We start from the raw sequence: 12109 nt of genomic DNA on the forward strand, positions 1-12109 counted from the left end.
GCTGCTGACCGAGCCGGCCGGCAAGCTCGCGCTGCCCGACTGCGCGACCGCCGCGGCGATGTCGCCGCGCACGCTGCGCCGCCACATCCAGGCGCATACCGGCATGAGCTTTGGGCAATGGCGACAGCAGGCACTGCTGATACGCGGCATGGAAATGCTGGCGCGCGGCGCCGCCGTGGCCGTGGTGGCCGATGAGTTGGGCTATGCCTCGCCCAGCAACTTCATCGCGATGTTCCGGCGCGCTTTCGGCGAATCGCCGGCGCGCTTTTTCGCGCGGCAAGGGCCGGCCTAGCGGATTGGGGTTTGGCACCGGCGAGCATGCCGGCCTGATGAATGTCAATCGAGTAGAATGATCAAGCCCCTGGCCGCGAACCATGGGATGCAAGGCGGATAAGCCGCTTCCTCTAGACGAGTAATGAGAGAAAGACCCCACATGGCGAACGCAGAGTCAGACAGCTTGATCATTCGGCGCGCCAACGCCGCCGACGCCCCCGCGGTGTTGAGCATTTTCGATGAAATCATCGCCTGGTTTGCCGAAATACAAAACCCGGGACAATGGGGAGCGGAGCCTTGGTCCAGCCAGCCGCGGCAAGTGGCGAGGGTGGTCGAAGCCTGCTCGCTGCCCGGCGCCTGGGTGGCGGAACAGCGCGACGGCCCTATCCGCGCGGCCTTGGTGCTGGGCGAGGCCATGCCCTATGTTCCGGCCGCGACGGCGCCGGAAATATATGTGCGATTGCTGGTCGCCTCGCGCCACTCCAGCGCACGCGGCATTGGCCGGCGCTTGATGGCTTTCGCGGAGGATCAGGCCAGGCTGGCGGAAGTGAAGCGCATGCGGGTCGATTGCTATGGCGGCGGCTCCGGCGCCTTGGTGCGCTTTTATGAATCCTGCGGCTACGAGCGAATCTCCGCCCTGGACATTGACGGCTGGCCCTGCCAGCTTTTGGGACGCGACGTGTGACGATGCACGATCTACGTGGCGGCCGGACCAAGCTTCCGTGACCGCCTAAGAACCTGTTCAAAGTCTCGCGAGCAAGGGCGAGACAAGGCGAAAACGAGCGAAAAAGCGGAATGTACATGTGGTACATGAGCATTTTGAGCTCGGTTTCAACGCCGTATCGCTGAAGCGCAGCAGACTTTGAACAGGTTCTAAGACCGAAAGCACTGGCCACGCCCCCTGCCGGCCCCGCCTATTCCACTCGCGCAAACCCTAGGCCGGTTTGCCCAGAGGTCAGTGATTGCCATCGACGCCATCGCCGGCATGCCCGGACCGCTAGTGCCTCCTTCGACACCACCCGCACCGCGGTGCAGATGGTGCTGAACGACACGCAGGCACGCCATCCGGAGGTGAACATCATTCTGTCCCATGCCGGCGGCTTTCTGCCAAGGGATGTGGCGGGAGGAAAACGAAATGGCTGCGGAATAGCTTGGAGAGGCCAAGAATGTGAAACCGGAAGTATCGGCTGGCCGCACTTGGGGAGCATAAGCTGATCGCACACTGCACAAGCTAGGCTCATGGCAGACAAAAACGGCGGGCATTCACCCGCCGTGCACGATAGTGCCTCAGCTAGCCTTGCCTGCCGGAATCTGCTGGGTGATGCAGTGGATATTGCCGCCGCCAAGCAGTACCTCGCGCGCCGGGACGCCGACAATTCGGTACTCCGGGAAGATCTCCTGCAAGCGGCTGGCTGCCGCGGCATCGGTACGCTCATCGAGCAGCGGGAAAATAATCTGTCCGTTGCTGATCAGGAAATTGACATAAGAAGCGGCCATGCGCTCGCCAACCTCACGCGGCACGGCCTGCCCGCTAGCCACCACGCCAACCGTTTCATCCTGCTCATAGAACAAGGGACCCGGAGCCAGCATCTTGTGGATCTTGAGCTGGCGGCCCTTGGCGTCGCGCGCTTTGGACAGCACTTCGTAAGCGGCCTGCGAACGCGGATACTGCGGATCCTGTTCATCGTCGACCCAGTGCAACACAACCTCCCCAGGACGGGCAAAGCAGCACATATTGTCGATGTGACCGTCGGTTTCATCCATGAACACGCCTTCCGGCAGCCAGATGAAGTGCGTCACATTCAGATGCTCGGAAAGCAAGGCCTCGATCTGGGCTTTGGACAAATCCGGATTGCGATTGGGATTGAGCAGACATTCCGCGGTGGTGAGCAGCGTGCCTTCACCATCGACATGAATCGAGCCGCCTTCCAGCACCAGCGGGGCTAGGTAGCGATCAAAGCCATGGTGGGCCAACACCTGGCCCGCAACTTCACTATCCTGATCCCAGGGATGGTACAGCCCGCCATTGAAGCCGCCCCAGGCATTGAACTTCCAGTCCACGCCACGCAGCTGGCCCGCCGGATCGATCACCATGGTCGGTCCGCTGTCGCGCATCCAGCAGTCATCGCTATTCATCGCGACCAGGGTGACTTCGGACGGCATGACTGCGCGCGCCTGCGACATGAACGGTTCTGGCACGGCCATGAACACAGGCGTGGCCGCCGAAATGGCTTTGGCGATGGCAGCAAAGGCCTGTTGCGCCTCGCGTCCGGCATGGCGCCAGTTATCCGGGCGCTGCGGCCAGATCATCCATACCGCCTGATGCTCCGCCCACTCGGCCGGCATGTGAAAACCATCGGCGGCAGGTAGGCTATTGTGCGTTTTATTGTTCATTTTGATCACCATCGACTTGATAAATGCCATCAGAAGTATTCAATAGATCGTGCATTTGCGGATGACAGACTCGGCTCGTCTCCCGATCTGCGCGATGCGGAGGCTCGACCAATGCACATTCGCCGGGCGGATCAGCGTTCTGGAACTGCAGATTTCCTCTGCAATGAACGACGAAGTGATTGACAGACGTAGTCTATGGAGAGCCAAACTATTCAGCAAATGAACAATACGAATACTTTCATAAATACGGTGAATGGTGTGAAGCTGCATCAACTGGATCTGAACCTGCTGCTGGCACTGGATGCCCTGATCAGCCTGCGCAGTGTCACACGGGCGGCAGAGAAACTGTTTGTCAGCCAGCCGGCGATGAGTCACTCGCTCAATCGCTTGCGGACATTCTTCGACGACCCGCTGCTGGTGCGCTCGCCGCATGGCATGCTACCGACGCAAAAAGCACTCTATCTGCAACAGGGCGTCCATCAGGCGCTCAGCCTGCTGCAAAGCCATTTCAGCCAGCCGGAGGCCTTTGACCCAGCAACATCGGCGCGCCGCTTCACCCTGTGCACCACGGATTATGTAGAGTGCGTGCTGATTCCGCCCCTGGTGAAAAAACTGGCGGAGGAAGCGCCCAACGTTCATATCGACATCACCATCCTGCGGGAAGACATTCCGGAACTGGCGCTGGCCGACGGTGAAATCGACTTCCTGCTGGGTTTTGACGAATACATGTCCATCCCCAGCTATCTGTGCCGGGAAACCTGGCTGAACGAGCCGCTGATCGGCATCTTGCGCCATGATCATCCGCTCCAGATGGATAGACTGACACTATCGGATCTGATTGCCTTGCCGCATGTCTTCCACGCGCCGCTGGGCAATCTGGGGTCGCCAATGGATGATTTTCTTGCCGAGCGCGGCTTGCAGCGCAAGATTTCGGTGCACAGCCAAAGCTATATGGCCGCAGCCGCCATCGTCAGCAACACCGATCATTTGTTTATCCTGCCCAAGAAAGTAGCGGCGATGATGGCGGGCTACTGGCCGTTGAAGATGGTTGCATTGCCGGAAGAGTTGCCAGGCTACCACCTTAACTGCATCTGGCACCCGGTGCAGGATAGTCATCCTGCGCTGCACTGGCTGCGCGACTTGATGCGCAGCCTCATCGAATCCGATGATGCGGCCCCGGTATTCGCCACATGAATAAGTGCATCAAAATGAATCATTTTCCCGCATAACGTTATCTCTTGTAGATTAGCCGCCATATTGCAGAACAGCTCATGCGCGCGCTGACCCACCTGCGCCTGCAGGAAACGGTCGCCGCGATGGGAATGAAATCCGTCTTCTTAGTGGAGGTAGTAGCATGATCGAGGTTACCGAGCTATCCATTGCCGAGCTGCGCGCAGCGCTCGAATCCGGGCGTTCGACAGCGGTTGAACTGGTCCAGGCCTATCTGGCGCGGATAGAGGCCTACGATGGCCCCGCGACGGAGACCAGGCTCAATGCGGTGGTGGTGCGTAATCCGGATGCGATCAAGGAAGCCGAGGCATCCGATGCCCGTCGCGCCCGTGGTGAAACGCTGAGCCCGCTGGACGGCATCCCCTATACCGCCAAGGACAGCTATCTGGTGCAGGGACTGACCGCCGCTTCAGGCAGCCCGGCGTTCAAGGATCTGCTAGCTCAACACGATGCCTTCACCATAGCGCGCCTGCGCGCCGCCGGCGCCATCTGCCTGGGCAAGACCAATATGCCGCCCATGGCCAATGGCGGCATGCAGCGCGGCTGCTACGGCCGTGCCGAAAGCCCCTATAACGCCAACTACCTGACGGCACCGTTCGCCTCCGGCTCTTCCAATGGCGCCGGTACCGCGACGGCCGCCAGCTTCGCCGCCTTCGGCATGGCCGAGGAGACCTGGTCTAGCGGCCGCGGCCCGGCCTCGAACAATGGCCTGTGCGCCTATACGCCGTCCCGCGGGGTCATCTCAGTACGCGGCAACTGGCCATTGACGCCGACCATGGACGTTGTCGTGCCGTACGCCCGCACCATGGCGGACTTGCTCGAAGTGCTCGACGTCATCGTCGCGGACGACCCGATCAGCCGTGGCGACCTATGGCGCCTGCAGCCCTGGGTGGAAATTCCCAAAGCCTCGGCGGTCCGGCCAGATTCCTATTCCGGCCTGCTGGCTCAGCCCGAGATACTCAAGGGCAAGCGCTTTGGCATACCACGCATGTACATCAACAAGGACGAACTGGCCGGCACCAGCGAAACGCCTGGCATCGGCGGCCCGACCGGACAGCGCATCCATACCCGTGCGTCGGTGATCGATCTCTGGGAAGCCGCGCGTCAGGCACTGGAAGCCGCCGGAGCGGAAGTCATCGAAGTGGATTTTCCGCTGGTTTCCAACTGTGAAGGCGATCGTCCCGGCGCGCCCACCGTATTCAACCGCGGCATCGTCTCAGCTGAGTTTCTCAATGACGAGCTGTGGGAACTGTCCGGTTGGGCTTTTGATGAGTTCCTGCGCGCCAACGGCGACCCCAAGCTCAAGCAACTGGCTGACGTGGATGGTCCGAAGATCTTCCCGCACGATCCGGGCACCTTGCCAAACCGCGAAGGAGACCTGGCCGCCGGCATGGACGAGTACGTCAACATGGCCAAGCGGGGCCTCAAGTCCTATGACCGGATTGAAAGCGTGCCGGATGGTCTGCGTGGCCTGGAAAAGACCCGCAAGCTGGATCTGGAAGACTGGATGGATGCGCTAAAGCTGGACGCCGTGCTGTTCCCCACCGTGGCCGACGTCGGCCCGGCAGATGCGGACGTCAATCCGCGCTCAGCCGACATCGCCTGGAGCAACGGCGTCTGGGTGGCCAATGGCAACCTCGCCATCCGCCATCTTGGCGTCCCCACTGTTACCGTGCCGATGGGAGTGATGGCTGATATCGGCATGCCGGTGGGGCTGACTTTTGCGGGGCGCGCCTATGATGACAACGCGCTGCTGCGCTTCGCTGGCGCATTTGAAGCCACCGGCAGCAAGCGCATGATACCGCCGCGCACGCCACCGCTAGCTCAATGATCACCGGCTAGGGCAGATCAGGATGGGGGTTCAGCCGGTAGCAGTGGCTTGGAAGCCATCATTGCTTGCCTTGAGGGAGATTACCGCTCTGGCCGAACCTTGATCCATGGGAAGTGGCGCTGGACGACGACTTCACTTGAAAAAACACCCAGTAGAAACGACAAACCCGCCGTTAGGCGGGTTTGCTGGGATAGTGATGCACAGTTCAGTGTTATGTGCATGGGCCTAAGAACCTGTTCAAAGTCTGCTGCGCTTCGGCGATACGGCGTTGAAAACAACTTCGAAATGCTCATGTACCGCTTGTACATTCCGCTTTCTCAGCCGTTTTCGCCTTGTCTCGCTCTTGCTCGCGAGACTTTGAACAGGTTCTAATGCCAATGCTTACGAACTCTCTCGTGTAAGGCCCGATCGCCTATCTTTGCAGCAGCGGCAAAAAATGCTCTCTAGTTTCACGCAGGAAAAAACAAGAAGGGGGGATTGGTGGACCGAAGGAGGATCGAACTCCCGACCTCTGCATTGCGAACGCAGCGCTCTCCCAGCTGAGCTATCGGCCCAAATCGACAGCCATGATATGACAAGGGCCTTGCACTTGCCAAGCCCGACCCCACTGCTCCCGGCCAAGCTGGCGCATCCTCGCCACAACTGGCCATTTCAATGGCATGCCCGCCCCCGGCGGGACTACACTGCTCCGGTCTATCCCAACATCATTGCCGGAGATTTCCATGCTGCGCATCCTGGGCCGCACCAGTTCCATCAACGTCCGCAAAGTGCTGTGGACCTGTCATGAAATCGGCATCGACTACCAACGCGAAGACTGGGGCCGCGGCTTTCAGTCCGCCAGCAGCCCGGAATTCCTGGCGCTCAACCCCAATGCGCTGATTCCGACCGTGGTGGACGACGGCCTGGTGCTGTGGGAATCCAACACCATCTGCCGCTACCTGGCCGATTCGCGCCGGGCCAGCCACTTGCTGCCCGCCGATCCGCGCAGCCGCGCCCAAGTGGAAAAATGGATGGACTGGCAGGCCACCGAGCTGAACGGCTCCTGGGGCTATGCCTTCCACGGCCTCAGCCGCCACAGCCCGGAACACCAGGACCCGGCGCTAATCCAGGCCAGCATCCAGCAATGGGGCCACTATATGGCCATTCTGGACCGGCAGCTGGCTTCGCAGGATACGCCCTATATCTGCGGCGACGATTTCACCCTGGCCGACATCGTGCTCGGCCTGTCCATCCACCGCTGGCAGCTGACGCCTTTCGACAAGCCGGAGCTGCCGCATGCGCACGCCTATTACCAGCGCCTGATTCAACGGCCGGGGTTTGTGACGCATGGGAGTGTCGGCGTGGCTTAGCTCCAATTTGCATTATTCCCAACATAACTCAATCAATAACTATGACTAGCCCAGATCAAATTAAGCCAAATCAATGGCATACCGACATTATTGGCTTAGTGAAAAATACAGATCTACCTGCCTATAAATCGCTTATGCCATTATTTGAGGCAATAGCCAATTCAATTCACTCAACTTCAAACTGTGTAAAAAAGGAAATAAAAGTAACAATAATAAGAGAAACAATATCAGGCGATTTATTTGAAGACAAAACACTCGCCCCAATATGTGGTTTTGAAATCCAAGACAATGGCCCCGGATTTACTGAAGAAAATTACGTCTCATTTAGAACTGTAAACTCTAGACACAAAGAAGAGTTTGGAGGAAAGGGACTAGGCCGTTTTACTTGGCTAAAGGCATTTGAACATGTAGAAGTTGACAGTATTTTCGAAGATGAATTTAAAAAAAATCGGAGATACTTCAAGTTCACACTGAATGCCAATCCAATAAGCGAAGAAAGCATCTTCAGCATTGAGCCAGGTGCTGACAAAAAAACTACAGTCAAACTTCTTGATTGCAAGAAACGATTTAAGTCAAAGCTACCTGTAAAAATATCTACATTATCCCAAAAGATACTTGAACACCATATTGCATCTTTCTTACAAGATAATCCTCCGAGCGTTACACTAGCTGACCCAACTTACAATGAAGAGATTTCAATAAATAGCCTTCTAGAAGACATACTAATAGATAAAAATTCATACACTATTGAAATTAGCGAATCAAACTCTCTGATCATGCAAATGATTCGGTTAAGCTCATCCGATATATCTCACAGTATTTCTCTTTGCGCACATGATCGTGAAGTTGTATCAGTCCAAATATCTAAATTTATCCCTGATTTAAAATTCCTACCCTTAAAATCTGAAAAGGGAACACCGTACTCTCTTTATTGCTTAGTATACGGTGATTATTTAGATAACCGTGTCAGCAGCATGAGAACCTCCATCAGTTTCGAAAATGAAGAAATTGAAGAAGAAGGAGACCTTTTTGAAGAAAGTGAGCGGTTCATATATTCAAAAATCACTAACACTATAAAAGAGGTACTAAAATCAGATTTAGATCAAATTTCTAAAACAAAAAAACAAGATATTGATAAATTTATTAAAGAAAAAGAACCTGAATACCGCGTACTGTTAAAACACGCGGAGAAAGAATTAGAAAACATCCCCGCAGGAATGGCCGATGAGAAGCTAGACATTGAACTATATAAAATAAAACAAAAGCTAGAATTGGAAATTAGAGAGGGGGGGAAAAAAATAATACAAGACATGAGTAGAGTTGCCATGACGGACCCTAAGTATCAAGAGAAATTTCAACACTATGTTGAAACGGTACAGGATCTACGTCAATCCGAACTAGCAAAATATGTTGTACATCGCCGTACTATGCTAGACCTACTTCAAACCGCTCTTCAAAAAAAAGATGGTCGCTATGTTTTAGAAGAGGAGGTTCATAGGATTTTATACCCGACACGAACCACCTCTGATGAAATAGAGTTCGGGCATCAAAACCTATGGATTGTAGACGAACGGCTATCATATCACTATCATTTAGCTTCAGACCTTGAGTTACGTAAGAATATTAATATTAACTCAGAATCTGATGACAGACCTGATATACTTATTTTTGACCGCCCATCTGCTTTTATTGAAGGTGACTACCCACATCAAGCCGTTGTTATTATTGAGCTAAAGAGGCCAGAGCGTGATGACTATGATGAAAATAGCTTACAATCAAAAAATCCCTTAGCCCAAATTTACAACTACGTCAGAAAAATAAAAGATGGTATGGCAACTGACTCAAACAGCGAACGCATTAAAGTCCCAAGCCAAACACGATTTTATTGTTATTTAATCGCTGACTTAACAGAAAAACTAGTACAAATAATAGAAAATGCAGGATTGAAAAAAGCCCCAGATGAACTTGGATACTATGGTGTAAATGACAATTTAAATGCTTATATTGAAGTAATAAGCTTTAAAAAACTATTAGAAGACGCAAAAAAGAGAAATAAGGTTTTATTTCATAAACTTGGCCTTCCACCTACCCTTTAAAAGAAGCCCGGCAACGCCGGGCTTCTTTACTTCTCAGGCCGACTTAAAATGTCACCTAAACCTTCCTCACCTTGCCCTCCAGCTCAAAACTCGCCTCCACCGCCCGGTGGTAGTCATGCTGGCTATCGACATGGGCGAACACATCCAACCTGCGCACGCCCAGTGCCAGCACGCGTTCCAGATGGCGGAAGAACGCTTCCCACGCTCCGCGTTGCTGCGGGTTGGCGAAGTCGATGTCGCGGGCGATGCGGCCGAACAGGCCAGAGCCGACCAACAGCGGATTGTCCTTCAGCCATTGCAGCAGATGGGCGGCGTATTCGCGGCCATCGGCGCAGGCCTGTGGATAAGAGTCGTAGCTGGGCTCGATCTGCCAGTAATGGGGATAAGTGCGGCCGGGGATGAAGCTGACGAAGGGCAATAGCATTTCGACGGCTTCCAGCGATACGCCTTTATAACGGCGGCGTGGGGGGAAATACGGATTACTCATGGCAGGATCTCCTTACTCAAAGCTCCGAAAGCCTCCCCGTTTGCAGACGGGGGTGGCGGGCACATGACAGGGCTGCAAAACCGGGAGTAAGGACCGGCAGGCCATAGGCCTCCCCGCCATAGCCCGCCCTTGAAAAGGTCGTGCCAATGACGTTCGGACACATCAACCGCAGTTGACATGTCTGGCCTAACTCCCACGGGTTTGCAGTCCCGGTACCGACATTACGCGGTACAAGGCGGATTGTTGCCGTTGTCCCGAGAGGGGTCAAGGGAGAAGCGACTGGTTCAGGCTTGCACAAGCGAATGTGACGTTAAGAAAACCACGTATTCGATGCGCCCCAGCTCCCTTCAAGCCTGCCGACGGGTGGCAGGCCCGAGGTTTTAGCTACGCAGAAACTTCGCTTCGCTCGTTTTAAGCGGCGGCCTGTTCGAGCGGTTTGACGCTAGCAAATCGCGAGTTCAGCCGCGCCTCGGGCCTGACGGGACCCGGCGGGAAGCCGTAGGCCAGGCTTGCAGGGCGGCCTTTGGGGTAAAGGGGAATTTGGCCGCGCAAATTCCCCTTTCCGTTTGCCGGGCGGAACCGGCCCTGAATCATCATCCGCGAAGCGGATTCAAACTCTCAAAAATCGTAACTTCGCAAATCACCCCCGCATATGCAGCCCGTAGTAAACCGTCTGGTTCCAGTGACCGGTAGTGAGGCCGGCCAGGTATTGCGCCGCGCGGAACAAGTCCGCCGCGCTGCAGCAGCCGGCGCTGACATTGCCGCGGTAGAGCCCGCTATTGGGATCGAACACCCAGATATAGTCACTGCCCTTGTAGACGCCGACGGCGTGGCCGGAAGCGCCGCCGTTGCGCATCAGGTTGAGGAACAGCGCGTCGCCGCGCACCATCAGGTTTTCCAGAATGTTCTGCCAGGCTTGGGCGCTGGCGCCGTGGGCGTTGTTGCAGTAGTGGCAGAAGGCGAGGCCGAAGGTTTCCGCGTGATTGGCGTCTCCCACCCGATTGTGGGCGGCCACCGAGGGGTAGACCTGCTGCTCCAGGTAGGAGGCGAAGCGGAACAGATAGGCACCGTTGTCGAACTGCTGGTAGAGCGCGTCCGCCTGCTGGGTGGTGGGCAGGTAGTCGCCGGCGCTGCTGCCCATATTGAATTTCCCTACGCGGTCCTGGATGTGCTTGAGCCACAGGCAGACTGCGGCCTCGCACACCCCGGCGGCGTTGGCGCCGTTCCCGGCATTATTGAAAGCCCTTTGCAGCGACCACGCCATCGCGTCCCCCTCTTGCTATCCGTCGGTTTTCAGTTGGCAAAACACGAGCCTGTCATGGCGCGATATTTTGGGATAAACCGTAAACGGCGTTTGCGCCAGTGGAATCCAGCGCGAACGCGGCCCGGCGGCGAGGCCGGGCCATGGCTGAGCGTGAGCGTTGCTCAACGGCGGAACAACTCGGCCTCGCTGGCCGGCTGCAGTCGCGGCGGGCCGGACAACGCTTGCAGGAAGGCATGCAATGCCTGCTTTTCCGCGGCGCTGAGGCCCAGCGGCTTGAGCAGCGGCGATGGCTTGGGCTGGGTGTATTTTTCCACGCCCACGGCTTCCACCAGATTGCCGCCGTTGTTGTAGAACTCGATCACGCCGGCGCCGTCCTCATCCAGCGGCATGTCGCCGCTGTGCATGTAGTCGCCAGTGTAGAGCAGGTCGCGCAGGGTGGGGGTGCGGAACTTGCCCAAATCGGCGCGCAGGCCGGTGACGCCGCCGCGGCCCAGGTCTTCCTTGTCGCGGCCGATGTAGTTGAGGCCGGTGTTGTGGAACTGGTTGTCGGACAGCAGCGGGCTGTTGTGGCAGTTGATGCAGCGCGCCTTGGTGCGGAACAGATGCAGGCCCCACAGCGCCTGGTCGTTCAGCGCGGCGCGCTCGCCCTTGAGGAAGCGGTCGAAGGCGCTGTCGTGGCTGATCAGCGTGCGCTCGAAGGTGGCGATGGCCTTGGCCATGCGCTCCAGGTCCACGCGGCTGTCGCCATAGGCGGCGGCGAACAGCGGCGCGTATTCCGGCGCGGCGGCGATCTTGGCCACGGCCTGGCCCAGCGGCTGGTGCATTTCCAGCGGATTGACCACCGGGCCCTTGGCTTGCTCTTCCAGGCTGGCGGCGCGGCCGTCCCAGAACAGCGCGCCGACGTAGGCGGTGTTGAGCAGGGTCATGGCGTTGCGGCCGCCCAATTGGCCGATGTGGCCTTGGGATACCGAGCGCGGATCGCTCCAGCCGTGTTCCGGCGCATGGCAGCTGATGCAGGCGATGCGGTTGTTGCGGGACAGCCGTGGATCGCGGAACAGTTTGTCGCCCAGCGCCACTTTGGCGGCGCTATAGAGGTTGTCGGCCGGAAACGGCGCCGCCGGCAGCAGGCCCAGGTCGCGGAAGCCGGTCTGCGCCGCCGCGTCCAGCGTGGGGGCGGGCCAGGCC

10 protein-coding genes and 1 tRNA gene are annotated in these 12109 nt (G+C 57.0%); 6 read left to right on the forward strand and 5 right to left on the reverse strand.

The features are described 5' to 3' along the window. Both LQT98_RS19110 and LQT98_RS19115 read left to right on the forward strand, forming a co-directional pair. Positions 1-292, forward strand: a 292-nt coding sequence (locus LQT98_RS19110; RefSeq protein ID WP_231464369.1) for a helix-turn-helix domain-containing protein, incomplete at its 5' end; no start/stop codon positions are given. Positions 293-433: 141 nt separating this feature from the next. Beyond that, on the forward strand, positions 434-958 hold the full coding sequence (locus LQT98_RS19115; RefSeq protein ID WP_231464371.1) for a GNAT family N-acetyltransferase: 525 nt from the start codon (positions 434-436) through the stop codon (positions 956-958). 602 nt (positions 959-1560) lie between these two features. Here the strand turns inward: LQT98_RS19115 and aguA are convergent. Next, positions 1561-2697: an agmatine deiminase gene (aguA, locus tag LQT98_RS19120; protein WP_231464373.1), complete on the reverse strand. Its 1137-nt coding sequence runs from the start codon at positions 2695-2697 to the stop codon at positions 1561-1563. Positions 2698-2925: 228 nt separating this feature from the next. Between aguA and LQT98_RS19125 the strand changes: the two genes are divergently transcribed. Both LQT98_RS19125 and LQT98_RS19130 read left to right on the forward strand, forming a co-directional pair. Beyond that, positions 2926-3861 carry a LysR family transcriptional regulator gene (locus LQT98_RS19125; RefSeq protein WP_231464375.1) on the forward strand — a complete coding sequence of 312 codons (936 nt, stop codon included), beginning with the start codon at positions 2926-2928 and terminating at the stop codon, positions 3859-3861. A gap of 160 nt (positions 3862-4021) precedes the next feature. Beyond that, positions 4022-5728 carry an amidase gene (locus LQT98_RS19130; RefSeq protein ID WP_231464378.1) on the forward strand — a complete coding sequence of 569 codons (1707 nt, stop codon included), beginning with the start codon at positions 4022-4024 and terminating at the stop codon, positions 5726-5728. Positions 5729-6206: 478 nt separating this feature from the next. Here the strand turns inward: LQT98_RS19130 and LQT98_RS19135 are convergent. Continuing rightward, positions 6207-6282, reverse strand: a tRNA-Ala gene (locus tag LQT98_RS19135). Between the two features lie 168 nt (positions 6283-6450). Between LQT98_RS19135 and LQT98_RS19140 the strand changes: the two genes are divergently transcribed. Both LQT98_RS19140 and LQT98_RS19145 read left to right on the forward strand, forming a co-directional pair. After that, on the forward strand, positions 6451-7077 hold the full coding sequence (locus LQT98_RS19140; RefSeq protein WP_048410147.1) for a glutathione S-transferase family protein: 627 nt from the start codon (positions 6451-6453) through the stop codon (positions 7075-7077). Positions 7078-7118: 41 nt separating this feature from the next. Continuing rightward, entirely contained in the window at positions 7119-9173 is a 2055-nt protein-coding gene (locus LQT98_RS19145; protein WP_231464380.1) for an ATP-binding protein, read from the forward strand. A gap of 55 nt (positions 9174-9228) precedes the next feature. Here the strand turns inward: LQT98_RS19145 and LQT98_RS19150 are convergent, their stop codons facing one another. The 3 genes from LQT98_RS19150 to LQT98_RS19160 all read right to left on the reverse strand — a co-directional run. Further along, positions 9229-9660 (reverse strand): hypothetical protein, encoded by a 432-nt coding sequence (locus LQT98_RS19150; protein ID WP_231464382.1) that lies wholly within the window; start codon positions 9658-9660, stop codon positions 9229-9231. Positions 9661-10300: 640 nt separating this feature from the next. Next, positions 10301-10924, reverse strand: coding sequence for a YopT-type cysteine protease domain-containing protein (locus tag LQT98_RS19155; RefSeq protein ID WP_231464384.1), 624 nt, complete (start codon positions 10922-10924; stop codon positions 10301-10303). A 161-nt stretch (positions 10925-11085) separates the two neighbouring features. Further along, the coding region (locus LQT98_RS19160; RefSeq protein ID WP_231464386.1) for a cytochrome-c peroxidase at positions 11086-12109 on the reverse strand (1024 nt) is incomplete at its 5' end.

Origin of the sequence: Chromobacterium aquaticum, from assembly GCF_021129195.1 — a bacterium.
GTDB lineage: Bacteria > Pseudomonadota > Gammaproteobacteria > Burkholderiales > Chromobacteriaceae > Chromobacterium > Chromobacterium aquaticum.